Raw genomic sequence first — 17,287 nt, 5'->3', positions numbered from 1 at the left:
GTGGCGAGGTTGCCAAGTCCTTGGAATCGCAGCCGTCCGCGATTGGCACGCTCCCTGCTAGCGGAAGACGCGTTTCGCTCTTCCGCCCGCCTGCCAACCGAGGACAGACCCCGATGATCACGCGCCGCACAGCCATCGCCGCAGGCCTCGCCGCTCCCTTCGTGGCCAAGGGAGGGGGTGCCCAGGCCCAGGCGCCGAGCCGCAACGAAACCTTGCTGCTCGTGCAGGAATACGGGCCCAACAGCCTCGACATGCAGGGCATCGGCTCGTCGCAGCCGGTCAACGGCGTCTCGCTCAACTGCTATGATCGCCTGCTGCGCTTCAAGCCCGTCCCGATCCCGGGCGGAGGCGGTCACCAGGTGGCGATGGGCGAGCTCGAGGGCGAGCTGGCCGAGAGCTACCAGGTCGCTTCCGACGGCATGAGCGCGACCTTCAAGCTGCGCGATGCCAAGTTCCATTCGGGTCGCGCGGTCACCGCCAAGGATGTGAAGTGGTCGATGGACCGCGCCGTCTCGATCGGCGGCTTCGCCACCACGCAGATGAACGCCGGCTCGCTGGAGAAGCCCGAGCAGTTCGTCGCCGTCGACGACAAGACTTTCCGCATCGATTTCGTCCGCAAGGACAAGATGACCCTGCCCAATCTGGCGGTCACCATTCCATTCGTCTTCGACTCCGAGCTCGCCATCGCCAACAGCGGCGGCGATCCATGGGCGAAGGAGTATCTGAAGAACAACATCGCCGGCTCCGGCGCCTACAAGGTCGAAAGCTGGAAGCCGGGCGTTGAGACGATCTATGTCCGCAACGACGCCTGGGCCTGCGGAAAGCTGCCGCAGCTGCGCCGCATCATCGCCCGCGACATCGCCTCGCCCTCGACCCGCCGCGCGCTGATCGAGCGCGGGGATGCGGACGTGTCCTACGGGCTTCCGCCGAAGGATTTCAAGGACTTGGCTGACGGCGGCAAGATCAATGTCGTCGGCGTGCCGATCCCCAACGGCGTCTGGGGTTGCTACCTCAACACGCAGGTCGGCCCGTTCAAGGATGTGCGCCTGCGCCAAGCCGTCGCCTGGGTGATGCCTTACGAGAAGATCATGCAGGCGGCGCTGTTCGGCCGCGGCGTCTCGATGGCCGGCGGCACGAGCCCGAAGGTCGCCTGGCCGCAGCCCTTCCCCTACACGACCGACGTCGCCAAGGCGAAGGTGCTGGTGGATGCGGCCGGCGGGCCGTTCTCGACGACGCTGTATTTCGACGCCGGCAACGCGACCGTGGCCGAGCCGATGGCGGTGCTGATCAAGGAGGCGCTCTCGCAGATCGGCATCACGGTCGAGATCAACAAGGTTCCGGGCGCCAATTTCCGCACCGAGATCGCCAAGAAGACCAATCCGATGGTGCTCAACCGCTTCGCGGGCTGGCTCGACTATCCGGATTACTACCTGTTCTGGACGATGCACGGCAACAATTCGATCTTCAACATCGCCGCCTACCAGAACCCGGCGCTGGACAAGCTCGTCGATGCCGCCCGCTTCGCCCCCGACAAGGCCTCCTACGACGCCAACGTCATCGACTTCATCAAGCTGATCAATGCCGAGGTGCCGATGGTGCCGATCAACCAGCCGACACATGACGTCGCGCTGCAGAAGAACATCGGCGGCTACCAGTTCCAGCCCTGCCGTGAGCCGGACTTCCGCTACCTGACCAAGGGCGTGTGACGCTGATGGCCGCTCGTCGTCATTGCGAGCGTAGCGAAGCAATCCAGTAGCGGCCGCGCTCCACGTCCCCCTGGATTGCTTCGCTACGCTCGCAATGACGACTCGCCAAACGAGCAAAAGGGAACGCCATGCTTCGCCTGATCGGCCAGCGCATGATGACGACGATCCCCTCGGTGATCGGCGTCATCATCGTCACCTTCCTGCTGACGCGGGTGCTGCCGGGCGACACGGCGGCCTATTTCGCCGGCCCGGCCGCCTCGCCGGAGGCGATCATCGAGATCCGCAACAAGCTCGGGCTGGATCGGCCGCTGCCGGTCCAGTTCGTCTCTTATGTCACCGCCCTGGTGAAGGGCGATCTCGGCGTCTCGCTGACGACCGGCCAAGCGGTGACGGCCGATCTCGCGCAGCGCCTTCCGGCCTCGGCCGAACTGACGCTGGCGGGGCTCCTGCTGGCGATGTCGGTGGCGCTGCCGCTCGGCGTGCTCGCGGCCGTTCGCCAGGGCTCCTGGATCGACCATCTCTGTCGCATCGTGGCGACGGCAGGCGTCTCGCTGCCGGTGTTCTTCACCGGGCTGCTGCTCGTCTATGTCTTCTACTTCATCCTCGGCTGGGCGCCGGCGCCGCTCGGGCGGCTCGACGTCTTCGCCTCGGAGCCCGCACGCGTCACCGGGCTCTATCTGGTCGACTCGCTGCTGGCGCGGGATGGCGAGACCTTCCGGGCCGCGCTGGCGCAGATCGCGCTGCCGGCGATCACATTGGCGATCTTCTCGCTCGCTCCGATCACGCGGATGACGCGCGCCTCGATGCTCGCCGTGCTCGGGGCGGATTTCGTGCGGACAGCGCGCGCCAGCGGGCTCTCCAGCCGCAAGGTCATCGGCACCTACGCCTTCCGCAATGCGATGCTGCCGGTCGTGACCACGCTCGGCATGGTGTTCTCCTTCCTGCTCGGAGCGAACGTTCTGGTGGAGAAGGTCTTCGCCTGGCCGGGCGTGGGTTCCTATGCGGTCGAGGCGCTGATTGCCTCCGACTATGCCCCGATCCAGGGCTTCGTGCTGACGATGGCGATCCTCTACGTCGCGCTGAACCTGATGATCGATCTGCTCTACGGCGTCATCGACCCGCGCGTCCGGCTGGAGGGCTGAGGGCATGAACGACATGACCAAGATCGATCCCGCCCCCGCGCCCGCCCTGCGCTTCGAAGCACCGCCCTCGACCAGCCTGCTGGCGCATGCCCGCCACATCGTCTCCGAGAACCCGGTGACCGGGCTCGCCTTTGGGCTCTTCGCGTTGATCCTGTTCGCGGCGATCTTCGGCCCCTCGCTGGTTCCCTATGATCCGCTCGCCAGCAACACCAACTCGGCCCTTCAAGCGCCGAGCGCGCGGCACTGGTTCGGCACCGACCAGCTCGGCCGCGACATCTTCAGCCGGGTGATCGTGGCGACGCGGCTCGATTTCGCCATCGCGGTCTGCTCGGTCGCGCTCGTCTTCGCGATGGGCGGGCTCGCCGGCGTCATGGCCGGCTTCTATGGCGGCTGGGTCGACAAGGTGGTCGGGCGCATCGCCGATACGATCATGGCGTTTCCGCTCTTCGTGCTGGCGATGGGCATCGTCGCGGCGCTCGGCAACAGCGTGACCAACATCGTCATCGCCACCGCGATCATCAATTTCCCGCTCTATGCCCGCGTCGCACGGGCCGAGGCGAATGTCCGGCGCGAGGCGGGCTTCGTCCAGGCGGCGCGGCTTTCGGGCAACTCCGATTGGCGCCTGCTGCTGACGCAGATCGTGCCCAACATCATGCCGATCATGGCGGTGCAGATGTCGCTGACCATGGGCTATGCCATCCTCAACGCGGCGGGGCTCTCCTTCATCGGGCTCGGCGTGCGCCCGCCCACCCCGGAATGGGGGATCATGGTCGCGGAGGGGGCTAGCTTCATCGTCTCGGGCGAATGGTGGATCGCCTTCTTCCCGGGGCTGGCGCTGATGACGGCGGTGTTCTGCTTCAACCTGCTCGGCGACGGTGTGCGTGACCTCGTCGACCCGCAGCGGAGGAATTGAGGATGGCTCAGGTCCACCAAGCCGGCATTCCCGGCCGGAGCGAAGCGGAGAGCCGGGAACCTCCGGCGAGAGATGCTCGGGTCAAGCCCGAGCATGACGGAGTTGTCCGTCCATGACCGCGCCCCCGCTCCTCGACATCCAGAACCTCACCGTTGAATTCGCCACGCGGCGCGGCACGGTGCAGGCGGTCAAGGCGATCGACGTCAGCGTCGCCAAGGGCGAGACGGTGGCAATCGTCGGCGAATCCGGCTCCGGCAAGTCGGTGACCTCCTATGCCGTGGTGCGGATCCTCGACCGGGCCGGCAAGGTCGCCGAGGGCGCGATCTCGTTTTCAGGCGTGGACCTCGTGGCGGCCAGCGAAGCGCAGATGCGCGACATCCGCGGGCGCGAGATCTCGATGATCTTCCAGAACCCGCGCGCGGCGCTGAACCCGATCCGCAAGGTCGGCAAGCAGATCGAGGACGTGCTGCTCGAACATGTTCAGGCGACGCGGGCGACGGCGCGGGAGAAGGCGATCGAAGCACTGGCCAAGGTCAGGATCGCGCGACCCGAGGAACGCTACGACGCCTATCCGTTCGAGCTGTCCGGCGGCATGTGCCAGCGCGTCGTGATCGCGCTGGCGCTCGCCTGCCAGCCCCAACTCCTGATCGCCGACGAGCCGACGACGGGCCTCGACGTCACCACCCAGAAGGCGGTGATGGACCTGATCGTCGAGCTCACGCGCGAGCGCGGCATGTCGACGATCCTGATCACCCATGACCTCGGTCTGGCGGCCGCCTATTGCGACAAGGTCGTGGTGATGGAGAAGGGCAACGTCGTCGAGACGGCGCAGGCCAGCGAGATCTTCCGCAATCCCCAGCACCCCTATACCCGCAAGCTGATGCAGGCGACGCCGCGCATCGGCATGAGCCTGCGCGACCTGCTGCCGGAGGCGCAGAAGGGACCGGCCGCACAGCCGGTGGCTGCGAAGGCTGTGCCGAAGTCGGATGCCGCGCCGCTGATGCGGGTCGAAAACCTCGTGAAGGAGTATCCGCGGCCACAGAGCGGCTCGCTCTTCGCAAAGCTGATGGGCAAGGCGGAGGAGCCGAAAGCTCCGTTCCGCGCCGTCGACGGCATCAGCTTCAGCGTGGCCAAGGGCGAGACGCTCGGGCTCGTCGGCGAGTCCGGCTGCGGCAAATCGACGACCTCGATGATGATCACGCGGCTGATCGACAAGACCAGCGGCTCGATCCTGTTCGACGGCACGGATATCGGGGCGATTCCCGCCAAGCAGTTCGCGGCGTCCGCGCATCGCCGGCGCATCCAGATGGTCTTCCAGGACCCGACCGACAGCCTCAATCCGCGCTTCACGGCGGAACGCGCGATCGCCGATCCGATCCTGCGGATGGGCGGGATTTCGGGGCGCGACGCGCTGCGGGCGCGCTGCGAGGAGCTGGCGCGGCTGGTCGGGCTGCCGGTCGAGCTGATCGACCGCTTCCCGCACCAGCTCTCGGGCGGGCAGAAGGCGCGGGTCGGCATCGCACGGGCGATCGCGCTCGACCCCGATCTCGTCATCCTCGACGAACCGACGGCGGCGCTCGACGTCTCCGTCCAGGCGGTCGTGCTGAACCTGCTGCAGGAGCTGAAGGAGCGGCTCGGGATGAGCTATCTCTTCGTCTCGCATGATCTCAATGTGGTGCGGCTGCTCTGCGACCGAGTGATCGTGATGAAGACGGGCGCCATCGTCGAGCAGGGCACGGCCGAGGAGGTGCTCGGCGACCCGAAGGCGGACTATACCAAGGAACTGCTGACGGCGATTCCCCATCCGCCGGCGTGATGACATTCTGCCGTCATTGCGAGCGCAGCGAAGCAATCCAGAACGGCAGTGCTCGACGTCCCCTGGATTGCTTCGCTGCGCTCGCAATGACGATAGCCGACCGGAGAAACCCATGATCCTCAACGATCCCGCCGTCGTCGCCGAAGTCGAGGCCGCCTTCATGGTCTATGAGAAGGCGCTGAACGAGAACGACGTCGCGGTGCTGGACGCCTGCTTCAAGGATGCGCCCGAGACGATCCGCTACGGCATCGGCGAAAATCTCTACGGCTTCGGCGAGATCGCGGCCTTCCGCGCGGCGCGCCCGTCCGCCGGGCTGAAGCGCACGATCGAGCGCACCGTCATCACCACCTATGGCGACGCCTTCGCCACGGCCAATACGCTGTTCCGGCGCGAGAGCATGGCGGGCAAGATCGGCCGCCAGAGCCAGACCTGGGTCAAGTTCCCCGAGGGCTGGCGCGTCGTCGCCGCCCATGTCAGCGCCATCGCCGAGTGAGCGGCCGCTGCGGGCGACCGCGCATGCCCTTGCTCCTCCCGCCCCACCTTTCCCCGACGGCGACAGGGTCATGCAGCCAGGTTCCGCCCCCGTCCGAACCGCAAGGGCCGCCACCGCGCCGGTGACGCGCACCGAGGCGCTGCGGCTGCAGCTGTCCGATGCGATCGTCTCCGGCCAGCTCGAGCCGGGGACGCCGCTGGACGAACAGGAACTCGCCACCCGCTTCGGCGTGTCGCGCACGCCGGTGCGAGAGGCGATCCGCCAATTGTCGGCCTCGGGGCTGGTCAGCGTCCGGCCGCATCGCGGCGCGGTGGTGGCGCTTCCGACGCCCCGCCAGTTGAACGACATGTTCGAGGCGATGGCGGAGCTGGAGGCGCTCTGCGCCGGGCTCGCCGCCCGCAACATGACCGTGCCCGAGCGGCGGGCATTGGAAGCCCTGCACGAGGCTTTAAGGCTGCTCGTCCATGAGGGCGACCCGGCCAGCTATCACGCGAAGAACGAGGCCTTTCACGCCGCGATCTATGCCGGCTCGCATAATGGCTATCTCGCCGAGCTGACGCTGATGACGCGCACCCGCGTCGCGCCGTTCCGGCGGGCGCAGTTCCGCGCCACGGGCCGCCTCGGCGGTTCCTATCGGGAGCATGAGCTGATCGTGCAGGCGATCCTGCGTGGCGACCAGCCGGGTGCGCAGGAGGCGATGCGCGCCCATATCGGTATCGTCAGGGATGCGTTCAGGAGCTATGCGGAGACGCGGTGAGGGGGCGGCTCACAGCGGCGGCAGTTCCCTTAAGGGATTGATGCAGGCGACCTCGAGGGGGCGGAAGTGCCTCTCGTTGCCGGTCAAGACGATCAGACCGTGTGCGGCTGCAGTGGCGGCGATTGCAATGTCGGCGAACCCCGTCCCGTGAGCGCGAGCCCGATCGAGCAACGGCCCCGCGGCATAGGCGACATTAAGATCGAACGGCAGGATACGTCCGGCGTAGAGATGGGCCATCGCATCGATCCACTGCCGCAGGCGGAGTGCTTTGGTGGTCGCGCCACGACGCAAGCACGCGCAGATGCCGCTCTCCACCTCAGCGATGGTGATCGCGGACAGAAAAAGCCGTCCCTTGGCCCGAGCCTGCCAATCCAGCCACGGGCCGTGTTGCTGGGCCTTGGTCGGAGCCGACGCCGAAAGCATGTCGGTGTCGAGCAGGTACATCAGAACTCGAGTTCGCGCGGCGAAGACCGATCCCGATCGGGAATATCGCCAGGCTCGCCGGGAAAGGCGGCCAGCAGCTCCTCGAAACTCGGCACGTTGGCGAGGCGCTGATACTCGGCGAAAGACAGCACGACCGCCTCCTTGCGCCCATGCCGGGTGATGAGCGCAGGCTCGCCGGCGACGGCACGGTCGACGAGAGCGGAGAGGGACGCCTTCGCCTCCCGCAACTGGACTTCCTTCATCGCGATCTCCCACGGTGACTACAGGTGACCTTATCACGTGCACGCTGTTCGGCGAAGTCCGGCTTTGCCGTCACCCCACCTTCGCCTGCGCCGCCACGAAGGCGCGCCAGCCGCCGAATGTCGTCACGTCGCGCGCGCCTTCGGTCGCGATGGTTTCGCAGAGGAAGCCCTTGACGCTCGTGCCGTCGGCCAGCGCCAGCGTGCCGATGCTGAGCGGGGAGGGGATGCCGGCGACGAAGCGGCCGAAGCCCTCCGGCGGCAGCGACCAGACCTCGAGCGCGATCGCGGCGCCGCCGGCCCCGACACGGATCAGGCCTGGCCGCGCCGGCGGTCCCCCCGGCAGGGCGAAGAGTCGGTAGTCCGCAGTGGTCGTGGTCGCCCGCAGGAAGCTGCCCCCCCGGTCGGTCAGCTCCCGGTTCAGCGGCATGCCGGAGAGATGCGCGCCGACGACGGCGATCTCGATGGCGTCGGGCGCGGCCCGAACCGGCGCGGGTGTCGCGGCGGGATGAGGCAGGCCGATCGCGCCCAGCGGCAGCCCCGCAGCGGCGTGGAGCGCCTGCCCGATGCCCGCGAGCACGGCATCATGCCCGGCCGGAGCGATCAGGGTCACGCCCGCCGCCGTGCCGTCGGCCGACAGGCTGGCGGGGATGGCCAGCGCGCAAAGATCGAGCAGATTGACGAAATTGGTGTAGCGCCCGAGCAGCGAATTGGCGCCGACAGGGTCGGCCGCCATCTCGGCCAGCGTCACCGGGCGCGGCGCTGTCGGCACCATCAGTGCGTCGATGCCCTTCATCGCCGCCTTCGCCACCAGCGCGAGTTCGGCGACGCGGTAGCGCGCGGCGAAGGTCTCGGCCGCATCGGGCAAAGGCCGGCCGGCGATGACCTGGCGGATCACGGGCAGGATCGCCTCTGGGTCCTTCGCGAGCAGATCGCGGATCGTCAGATAGCGCTCGGCGACCCAGGGTCCCTCATAGAGCAGGCGCGCGGTCTCGTAGAACGGCGCCATGTCGAGCGGGACGATCTCGGCGCCGAGGGCCTTGGCGCGCTCGACCGCGGCGGCGAAGCTCGCGGCGGCTGCGGCATCGCCCGCGACGTCGAGATCCTCCGGGCGGGGCACGGCGATTCTGAGCTTTGGCGGCACCGCGCCTCGCCGGCCCAGCGGCAGGGCGTGGGACCAAGGATCGCCGGCATCGGGGCCAGCTGCGACCGACAGCACCGCCCATGCATCCTCGACGGTCAGGGCAAAGACGGAGACGCAGTCCAGCGTGCGGCAGGCCGGCACGACGCCCGCCGTCGAGACGAGACCGAGGCTGGGCTTGAGGCCGACGAGGTTCTGCAGTCCCGCCGGTACGCGGCCCGAGCCCGCCGTATCGGTGCCCAGCGCCGCGGGCACGATGCCGGCTGCGACGGCGCTTGCCGAGCCGGAGCTGGAGCCGCCGGGGACGAGATCGGCGCGGAGCGCATTGCGCGGTACGCCATAGGGCGAGCGGGAGCCGTTCAGGCCGGTGGCGAACTGGTCGAGATTGGTCTTGCCGATGACGATGGCGCCAGCCGTACGCAGCCGGGCGACGACGGTCGCGTCCTGTGCGGGCGTGAAGGCGAAGGCGGGGCAGGCCGCGGTGGTGGGCAGGCCGGCGACGTCGATATTGTCCTTCACCGCGACGGGGATGCCCCACAACGCACGGCCGCGCGGTCCCTCCGCCTGCAGGGCCTCAGCCTCCGCCAGCACTTCGGCTTCGGGCCGCAGCGTGATGAAGATCGCCGCGTCGCCATGGGCGCGGTGGCGGGCATAGCAGGCGGCGATGGTCTGGGGGATGGTGGCGCTGCCATCGAGATGGGCGTCGAGCAGGCTGGTCAGGGTCGTCACGGGGCTCTCTTTCGCAGCGCCTATCGATTAGGCAAAACTCAAGGAGTTGCATGCAAGGATTATGCAACGAATGCGCTCGTCCGCCGCTTTGTCGAATGCGGCGGGCCGAGGTCGTTTCGGCTCAGATTTCGAATCGCCGGAATTGTCTCGTTCCGGCAATGGGTTCGGCTGTGCTTCTCATGATCCGATTCCGCTTCCGGCGCTGACTCGCGCTCAGGCACGGGCCTTGCAAAGCCCGTTCCGCTGATCCGCGATCGGGGGCGCCGCACCGTGAGCCGCATCGACATTCCTGCCCGGCCCTTCCCGCTCGGCGTCGACATGGCGCGCACGGCGCTGATCATCATCGACATGCAGCGCGACTTCCTCGAGCCCGGCGGCTTCGGCGCCGCGCTCGGCAACGACGTCTCGCGGCTGGTGGCGGCGGTCGAGCCCTGCCGGGCGATCCTGGCGGCAGCGCGGGCGGCGGGGCTGCTCGTCATCCACACCCGCGAGGGGCACCGGCCCGATCTCGCCGACGCGCCGCCGGCCAAGGTCCTGCGCGGCCCGGCCGACAAGCGCATCGGTGCCTGCGGGCCGATGGGGCGCATCCTGATCCGCGGCGAGGCGGGGCACGAGATCATCCCCGCGCTGGCGCCGCTGCCCGGCGAGCCGGTGATCGACAAGCCCGGCAAGGGCGCCTTCTACCAGACCGATCTCGAGCTGATGCTGCGCAACCGCGGCATCGAGACGCTGATGGTGACGGGCGTCACCACCGAGGTCTGCGTCCACACCACGGTGCGCGAGGCGAATGACCGGGGCTATCGCTGCCTCGTGTTGGGCGATGCCTGCGCCTCCTATTTCCCCGAATTCCACGAGGTGGGTCTGCAGATGATCGCGGCCCAGGGCGGAATCTTCGGCTGGGTTTCGACGACGACGGAGGTGCTGGCCGCGCTCTCCGGGCGGGAGAAGGCGGCCTGATGAGGGGCTGAGAGGCCGGGACAGGAGGGGGACATGGCGACGACGACGGCGAGCGCGACGACGACCTCACCGAAGCTCTGGGCACCGGGCGACTGGAACGCCCTGTTCGGCTTCGGGACCAACATCCTGGTCAACCTGCTGGTGCTGACCGGGCTCCTGCAATTCGTCCTGAAGATGCCGACGGAGCTGATCTACGGGCGCATCCTGCCGGCGCTGGGGCTGATGATGGCGCTCTCGACCGGCTACTATGCCTGGCTGGCCTGGAAGCTCGCCAAGGAGACCGGTCGGGACGATGTCTGCGCGCTGCCCTCGGGCATCAGCGTGCCGCACATGTTCGTCGTCACCTTCGTGATCATGCTGCCGATCGCGACGATGACCGGCGATCCCGTCAAGGGCTGGGAGGCGGGCCTCGTCTGGGTGTTCTTCCAGAGCTTCATCCTGATGATCGGCGGCTTCATCGCGCCCTACATCCGCAAGATCACGCCGCGCGCGGCGCTGCTCGGCACGCTGGCGGGCGTCTCGATCGCCTTCATCTCGATGCGGCCGGCGCTGGAGATCTTCCTGACGCCGGCGATCGGCCTGGTGTGCCTGGCGATCATCCTGGTGAGCTGGTTCGGCGGCATCCGCTATCCGCGCGGCATCCCGGCCGGGCTCGTCGCGATCGCCTTCGGCCTCGTGATCGCCTGGGGATCCTCGCTCATCGGGCTCGATGTCGGCGGGCTCTCGCTGGCCAAGCTCGGCGCGGCCTTCTCGAATTTCGGCTTCTCGCTGCCGGTGCCGGCCTTCGACCACGTCTTCTCGGGCTTCACCTATCTCGGGATCATCCTGGTCACGGCCATCCCCTTCGGCATCTACGATCTCGTCGAGGCGATGGACAATGTCGAGAGCGCGGAAGCTGCCGGCGACCACTACCCGACCACGCGGGTGCTGACCGCCGACGGCGTCGTCTCGCTGATCGGCTGCCTGATGGGCAACCCGTTCATCAACGCCGTCTATATCGGCCATCCCGGTTGGAAGGCGATGGGCGGGCGCATCGGCTATTCGGCCGCCACCGGGCTGATCGTGATCGTGCTCTGCTGGTTCGGCATCGTCGCGCTGCTGCTGGCGCTGATCCCGATCGTCGCGATCTCGCCGATCCTGCTCTATATCGGCATGTTGATCGGCGCGCAGGCCTTCCAGACCACGCCGACCAGCCATGCCCCTGCGATTGTCCTGGCGGTAACGCCGCATCTGGCGGCCTGGGCCAAGGTGCAGATCGACGGGGCGCTGGGCGCCGCGGGCACGAACGCGGCGGCTGTCGGCATCGACAAGATGGCCAATATGGGCGTGCTCTATCACGGGCTCGAACTGATGGGCGGCGGGGCGATCCTGTCGGGGCTCGTCCTCGGTGCCATCGCCGTCTTCGTCATCGAGAAGCAGTTCGTGCAGGCCGCCGGTTTTGCGGCCGCTGGCGCCATCCTCACCTATTTCGGGCTGATGCATGGCGAGGCGATCGGCATCGGCAAGGGGCTGGGCGTCACGCCCTCGATCAGCCTCGCCTATGCGATGGTCGCGGGGTTCCTCTGGTATTGCGGCAAGAGCCTCGCGGCGGAAAGCGGAGCCAAGACGATGACGACCGAGCCTCGCGCCCAGCTGGAGCCGGCGGAATGAGCGGAGCCGATCCGAAGACGGCCTTCGACGCCGCGCGCCATTGCGACGCGATGGCGCCGGTGCTGGGGCTGACCATCACGGATGCGCAGCGGCCGGTGGTGCTGCAGTTCCTCACCATCGCCCATGGCATGGCTGAGATCGTCCGCGCCGCGCCGATCGACGAAGCCTCGCTCGAACTCGCCCCGGTGTTCCGGCCGGGCGCGCCGGAGGCGAGCGCGTGAGCCTTGATGTCTTCGCGCCGGCCTACCGCATTGCGGCGCAGGTCCGGGAGGGGGAGGTGACGGCTCTGGCGGTCACCGAAGCCTTCCTCGCCCGCATCGCTTCGCTCGATTCCGCCATCAACGCCTTCACCGATGTCACCGCCGAGCGGGCGCTGGCGCAGGCGCGTGCTGTCGATGCCGCTCGCGCTGCCGGCGCGCCGCTCGGGCCGCTGGCGGGCGTGCCCTTCGCGGCCAAGAATCTGTTCGATATCGAAGGCCTGCCGACGCGGGCGGGCTCGAAGATCAATCGCGAGCGAAAGCCGGCCGCGCGCGACGCGGTGCTGGTCGAGCGGCTGACGGCGGCGGGCGCCGTGCTGCTCGGCGGGCTGAACATGGGCGAATACGCCTATGACTTCACCGGCGAGAACGCCCATGACGGGCCCTGCCGCAACCCGCACGACCCGGCCCGCATGGCCGGCGGTTCCTCCTCCGGCTCGGGGGCGGCAACGGCGGCCGGCCTGAGCCCGCTCTCGCTGGGTTCCGATACCAACGGCTCGATCCGCGTGCCGAGTTCGCTCTGCGGCGTCTTCGGCCTGAAGCCGACTTATGGGCGGCTGCCGCGCACGCGCAGCTTCCCCTTCTGCGACTCGCTCGACCATCTCGGCCCCTTCGCGCGCGACGTTACCGACCTGGCGACCGCCTATGACGCGCTGCAGGGACCGGATGCCCAAGATCCGGCCTGCGCGCAGCGGCCGGTCGAACCGGCGCTGCCGTCGCTGCATGCGGGTCTCGGTGGCTTGCGGATCGCGGTGGCGGGCGGGCATTTCGCGACCGACGGCATGCCGGAGGCAGCTGCGGCCGTGGCGCTTGTTGCGAAGGCGCTGGGCGCGACGGGAACGGTCGCGCTGGAGGGCGCGGCGATCGCTCGCGCCGCCGCTTTCCTCATCACCAACAGCGAGAGCGCGACCTTCCATCTCGACCGTCTGCGGGCGCGGGCGGATGATTTCGACCCCGAGACCCGCGACCGCTTCCTCGCCGGGGCGATGCTGCCGGCGGCCTGGTACGTCCAGGCGCAGCGGGCGCGGCGCTGGTTTCAAGACGAGATGATGCGGGTCTTCGCCGATGTCGATCTGATCATCGCGCCGGCCACGCCCTGTCCGGCGCCGCTGGTCGGTCAGAAAACGCTCGAACTGCGCGGCGAGACCGTGCCGCTGCGGCCCAATCTCGGACTCTTCACCCAGCCGATCTCGGCGATCGGCCTGCCCGTCGCGGCGGTGCCGGTGTTCGGCGACGGGCTGCCGATCGGCGTGCAGATCATCGCCGCGCCCTGGCGCGAGGATCTCTGCCTGCGGGCGGCGTTCGCGCTCCAGCGGGAGGGGGTGTGCGAGGCGAGGGCGCCGGTGCTCGGCTAGTTCGTCATGCTCGGGCCGCGCTTGCGCGGACCCAAGAAGCCCTTCCCGACAGAGGTGTCTCTTTTTGCAAGAGATGCTCGGGGCAAGCCCGAGCATGACGGGCGACTAGGACCCGCCGATCAGGATGCCCGCCGCGAGCACCAGCCCGCCGCCGAGCACGATCTGGAAGGCGGCGCGCAGGAAGGGCGTCTCCATGTATCGGTTCTGGATCCAGACGATCGCCCAGAGCTCGATGAAGACGACGATCAGAGCCACCGTGGTCGCCGTCCAGAAATGCGGGATCAGATAGGGCAGGGCATGGCCGAGCCCGCCCAGCGTGGTCATCACGCCCGAGGCGAGGCCCCGCTTCCAGGGCGCGCCGCGGCCCGAGAGCTTGCCATCGTCATGGGCGGCCTCGGTGAAGCCCATCGAGATGCCGGCACCGACCGAGGCCGAGAGGCCGATCAGGAAGGTGGTATGCGGGTCCTGCGTCGCGAAGGCGGTGGCGAAGATCGGGGCCAGCGTCGAGACCGAGCCGTCCATCAGCCCGGCCAGGCCCGGCTGGACCCAGGTCAGCACGAACTGGCGCTTGGCCGCGAGGTCCTCGTCGGTGCGGACATCCCCGCCGAGATGCTCGGCGGTGAGGCCTTGGGCTTTGGCCTGATGCCCGGCTTCGGCCGCCGCCAGCGTACCGAGGAGCTTGCGCGTTTCGACATCGGTCGAGCGGCCGGCAGCCGCGACATAGAAGTCGCGCGCCTGCCGCTCCATATCCTCGGCCTCGGCCCGGATCTGGTCGAGGCCGAGGTTCTCGACCAGCCAGACCGGCTTGCGTGTGTAGAAATCCGCGACATGTTCGCGCCGGATCGGCAGGACGACGTCGCCGAAGCGCTGCTGATAGAGCGCGAGCAGGCGCTGACGGTGGCCGTCCTCCTCGCTCGCCATGCCGTCGAACACCGCGGCCGAGGCCGGATAGGCCGTCCGCAGCTTCTGGGCGTAGATCGCGTAGATGCGGCCATCCTCCTCCTCCGAGGCGATCGCCAGGGCGAGGACCTCCTTCTCGGAGAGTTCGTCGAAGCGACGCTTGCCGCCAAAACCCGGAAGGGAAAAACGAGAGAGCATCGAGCGCCTCATAATTTAGAATAGTTCTAAATTAGGGCGGCTGGCCTGTCGATGCAAGCGCGCAGGGCAGGCGTCAGGCATGCCCAAAATGACGATACCCGGCCGATGGGCCGGGTATCGATCCTGTTCGCGAGACTGGGTCGCTCAGACGGTCAGCTTGCCGGCCTTGGCAGCGGCGTAGCGCTCGTTGACCTTCGCCCAGTTGACGACGTTCCACCACCCCTTGAGGTAGTCGGCGCGGCGGTTCTGGTACTTCAGGTAATAGGCGTGTTCCCAGACGTCGTTGCCGAGCAGGACCATCTGCTTGTCCATGAGCGGGCTGTCCTGGTTGGGCTTGCTCGCCAGCGTCAGCTTGCCGGCCTTGTCGACCGTGACGAAGACCCAGCCCGAGCCGAAGACGCGCAGGCCCGCCGCCTCGAAATCGGCCTTGAACTTGTCGAATCCGCCGAGATCCTTGGTGATTGCGGCGGCGACGTCGCCGGTGGGTGCGCCACCGGCGCCAGGCCCCATGATCTCCCAGAACATGCTGTGATTGGCGTGGCCGCCGCCGGCGTTGCGGATCGGCACGCGGACCGCCTCCGGCAACGAGCCGATGTCGCCGAGAAGTTCGTTGATCGGCTTCGATGCGAGGACGCCATGGTCCTTGGCGGCGTTGTTGAGGGCTGTGACGAAGGCCGCGTGGTGGCGGGTGTAATGGATGTCCATGGTCATCGCGTCGATATGCGGCTCGAGCGCCGCGGCCTCATAGGCGCGCTTGGGCAGGGAGAAGGGGCCAGCCGGCGCGGCCGGGGCGGCGGCCTGTGCCCAGACGCGGGGAGCGGCGCTCACGGCGAGGGCGGCGGCGCCGATCCCGAGGAGCGAGCGGCGGGACAGGGATGCGGTGGTCTTCATCGGGATCCTCCATGAGCGGTCGCGGTATCGGATTGCCCCAACGTTATGCCGGAGCCGCGTGCGCGGATGCAGAGCATATACGGATTCTCGGGCCGCGCGGTTCCTCCGGTCGCGGTCGCTGCAGGGCGGGTCGGGCGGGACGCTCTCATGAAGCTACGCCCAAAAGTTGAGTTAACCCTCGGTTTACCGCGTTTCGCTAGGGTTCGGTAGGAATGCCGAGGCCCGAAAAGGACCCGCCTACCATGCATGCGCTTGCGCGAACCGCCCCTGAGCCGGCCAATGAGGACATGCCGACCGAGGCGGCGGCGGAGCGGGCCGTCCGCGACATCGCCGAGCGCTTCGCCAAGCTCGGCGTCGAGATCACCGATATCTCGGGCCGCATCAGCGACGTGACGCGCCAGCTCGACGGGCAGACCCATGGCCTTCACCGCGTTGTGACGGCGGTCGATCAGGTTTCGCGCGCCAACCGCGCGATCGAGCAGGCGGCAGAGGGTGCCCAGACCACCGCTTCGGCCGTGCGTCACGGGCTCGAGCGCGTCACCGGCGCGGTGCGCCAGGGCTTGAACTCGGCCCAGTCGGACATCGAGGCGCTGTCGCAGGGCGCCCAGTCGATCTCCGAGGCGCTGTCGCAGGCCGTAACCGACGCGCACAAGGTGCGGGCGTCTAGCGACGCCATCCAGGCCATTACCCGCGAAATCCAGCTGCTCTCGATCAATGCCGGCGTGGAGGCGGCTCGCAGCGGCGCCGCCGGACGCGGCTTCGCGGTCATCGCCGCTGCGGTGAAGCACCTTGCCGAGCAGACGCGCGACGCCACCGCTCTCAGCGCCAAGCAGCTCGATGCGCTGGTCAAGTCGGTCGATACACTCGCGAGCAAGAGCGAGGAGAACGCCCAGACGGCGCAGCGCGCGAGCCATGAAAGCCGCTCGATCTCCCTGCAGATCGGCGAGTTGGACAGTTTCAGCCGCTCGGTGGTCGAACTGATCGGCGAGATCGACGCGATCTCGAACCCGACCCGCGATAACGCCGTCGCCTTTGCGAAGGTGAGCGAGGATCTCAAGGCGCTCGTGGAGGGCGTCGACCATTCCAGCGAGAACCTCGAGAAGGCCTCGCAACGGGCCGAGGCGCTGGTGTCGATCAGCGAGGGCATCCTCGGCGCGATCGCCGCCTCCGGCGTTCGCACCGCCCAATCGGAGCTGATCGCGACGGCGATGGAGACGGCCACGCAGATCGGCCTGCTGTTCGAGCAGGCCCTCGACCGCGGCGAGGTCACGCCCGCGGACCTCTTCGACGAGGCCTACCAGCCGATCCCGGGAACCGACCCGGTGCAGCACATGACGCGGTTCGTGAAGCTCTGCGACCGGATTTTGCCGCCGATCCAGGAGCCGCTGCTGGCCTCCAATCGGCGCATCGTGTTCTGCGCGGCGGTGGACCGCAACGGCTTCCTGCCGACGCACAATCTGAAATACGCGCATCCGCAGAGCCAGGACCCGGTCTGGAACAACGCCAATTGCCGCAACCGGCGCATCTTCAACGACCGCACCGGCCTGGCGGCGGCCCGCAACCGCAAGCCCTTCCTGCTCCAGACCTATCGCCGCGACATGGGTGGCGGCCAGTTCCTGGTGATGGAGGATCTCTCGGCGCCGATCATGGTCAAGGGCCGGCACTGGGGCGGGTTCCGCTTCGGCCTGAACGTGTAGCG

16 protein-coding genes are annotated in these 17,287 nt (G+C 68.3%); 11 read left to right on the top strand and 5 right to left on the bottom strand.

The features are described from left to right. Positions 1-113: 113 nt before the first annotated feature. The 6 genes from ACFPN9_RS00875 to ACFPN9_RS00850 all read left to right on the top strand — a co-directional run bounded on the left by ACFPN9_RS00875 (position 114) and on the right by ACFPN9_RS00850 (position 6,827). A complete protein-coding gene (locus ACFPN9_RS00875) occupies positions 114-1,706 on the top strand; it encodes an ABC transporter substrate-binding protein (protein ID WP_377814955.1) in 1,593 nt (530 codons plus the stop codon). 128 nt (positions 1,707-1,834) lie between these two features. Further along, complete coding sequence (locus tag ACFPN9_RS00870; protein WP_066722055.1) at positions 1,835-2,848, top strand: ABC transporter permease; 1,014 nt, start codon at positions 1,835-1,837, stop codon at positions 2,846-2,848. 13 nt (positions 2,849-2,861) lie between these two features. Then, positions 2,862-3,761: an ABC transporter permease gene (locus tag ACFPN9_RS00865; protein ID WP_066722253.1), complete on the top strand. Its 900-nt coding sequence runs from the start codon at positions 2,862-2,864 to the stop codon at positions 3,759-3,761. 112 nt (positions 3,762-3,873) lie between these two features. Next, the gene (locus tag ACFPN9_RS00860) at positions 3,874-5,577 is read left to right on the top strand and encodes a dipeptide ABC transporter ATP-binding protein (protein ID WP_066722057.1); all 1,704 of its coding nucleotides are present in this window, start codon (positions 3,874-3,876) and stop codon (positions 5,575-5,577) included. Between the two features lie 112 nt (positions 5,578-5,689). After that, the gene (hpxZ, locus tag ACFPN9_RS00855; RefSeq protein WP_066722059.1) at positions 5,690-6,070 is read left to right on the top strand and encodes an oxalurate catabolism protein HpxZ; all 381 of its coding nucleotides are present in this window, start codon (positions 5,690-5,692) and stop codon (positions 6,068-6,070) included. Positions 6,071-6,140: 70 nt separating this feature from the next. After that, positions 6,141-6,827: a GntR family transcriptional regulator gene (locus tag ACFPN9_RS00850; protein WP_066722061.1), complete on the top strand. Its 687-nt coding sequence runs from the start codon at positions 6,141-6,143 to the stop codon at positions 6,825-6,827. A 9-nt stretch (positions 6,828-6,836) separates the two neighbouring features. Here ACFPN9_RS00850 and ACFPN9_RS00845 read toward each other — a convergent pair whose 3' ends face one another. The 3 genes from ACFPN9_RS00845 to atzF all read right to left on the bottom strand — a co-directional run bounded on the left by ACFPN9_RS00845 (position 6,837) and on the right by atzF (position 9,380). Beyond that, positions 6,837-7,271, bottom strand: a complete 435-nt coding sequence (locus ACFPN9_RS00845; RefSeq protein WP_066722063.1) for a PIN domain-containing protein — start codon at positions 7,269-7,271, stop codon at positions 6,837-6,839. Further along, positions 7,271-7,513: a type II toxin-antitoxin system Phd/YefM family antitoxin gene (locus tag ACFPN9_RS00840; RefSeq protein ID WP_066722065.1), complete on the bottom strand. Its 243-nt coding sequence runs from the start codon at positions 7,511-7,513 to the stop codon at positions 7,271-7,273. The genes ACFPN9_RS00845 and ACFPN9_RS00840 overlap by 1 nt, the downstream gene beginning before the upstream one ends. A 70-nt stretch (positions 7,514-7,583) precedes the next feature. Continuing rightward, a complete protein-coding gene (gene atzF / locus ACFPN9_RS00835) occupies positions 7,584-9,380 on the bottom strand; it encodes an allophanate hydrolase (protein ID WP_066722067.1) in 1,797 nt (598 codons plus the stop codon). A gap of 318 nt (positions 9,381-9,698) precedes the next feature. On the opposite strand from atzF, the gene ACFPN9_RS00830 reads away from it, so the two are divergent. Genes ACFPN9_RS00830 through ACFPN9_RS00815 form a run of 4 tightly spaced genes read left to right on the top strand, consistent with a single transcriptional unit; the run spans position 9,699 to position 13,599 of the window. Then, complete coding sequence (locus ACFPN9_RS00830) at positions 9,699-10,337, top strand: cysteine hydrolase family protein (protein ID WP_066722255.1); 639 nt, start codon at positions 9,699-9,701, stop codon at positions 10,335-10,337. A 33-nt stretch (positions 10,338-10,370) separates the two neighbouring features. Beyond that, positions 10,371-11,987: a regulator gene (locus tag ACFPN9_RS00825; RefSeq protein WP_066722069.1), complete on the top strand. Its 1,617-nt coding sequence runs from the start codon at positions 10,371-10,373 to the stop codon at positions 11,985-11,987. After that, positions 11,984-12,208, top strand: coding sequence for a DUF4089 domain-containing protein (locus tag ACFPN9_RS00820; RefSeq protein ID WP_066722071.1), 225 nt, complete (start codon positions 11,984-11,986; stop codon positions 12,206-12,208). Before ACFPN9_RS00825 ends, ACFPN9_RS00820 begins: the two co-directional genes overlap by 4 nt. Next, positions 12,205-13,599, top strand: a complete 1,395-nt coding sequence (locus tag ACFPN9_RS00815) for an AtzE family amidohydrolase (RefSeq protein WP_066722073.1) — start codon at positions 12,205-12,207, stop codon at positions 13,597-13,599. The genes ACFPN9_RS00820 and ACFPN9_RS00815 overlap by 4 nt, the downstream gene beginning before the upstream one ends. A gap of 105 nt (positions 13,600-13,704) precedes the next feature. On the opposite strand, the gene mbfA is transcribed toward ACFPN9_RS00815, so the two are convergent. Both mbfA and ACFPN9_RS00805 read right to left on the bottom strand, forming a co-directional pair. After that, entirely contained in the window at positions 13,705-14,697 is a 993-nt protein-coding gene (mbfA, locus tag ACFPN9_RS00810; RefSeq protein WP_066722075.1) for an iron exporter MbfA, read from the bottom strand. Positions 14,698-14,841: 144 nt separating this feature from the next. Beyond that, positions 14,842-15,588, bottom strand: coding sequence for a superoxide dismutase (locus tag ACFPN9_RS00805; protein WP_066722077.1), 747 nt, complete (start codon positions 15,586-15,588; stop codon positions 14,842-14,844). A gap of 242 nt (positions 15,589-15,830) precedes the next feature. Between ACFPN9_RS00805 and ACFPN9_RS00800 the strand changes: the two genes are divergently transcribed. Then, on the top strand, positions 15,831-17,285 hold the full coding sequence (locus tag ACFPN9_RS00800) for a methyl-accepting chemotaxis protein (protein WP_066722079.1): 1,455 nt from the start codon (positions 15,831-15,833) through the stop codon (positions 17,283-17,285). Positions 17,286-17,287 lie beyond the last annotated feature (2 nt).

The organism is Allobosea massiliensis, assembly GCF_042655245.1.
Classification (GTDB): Bacteria; Pseudomonadota; Alphaproteobacteria; order Rhizobiales; family Beijerinckiaceae; genus Allobosea; species Allobosea massiliensis.
Note: the sequence above shows the minus strand (reverse complement) of the source record. Positions and strands in the feature narration are given on the sequence as shown.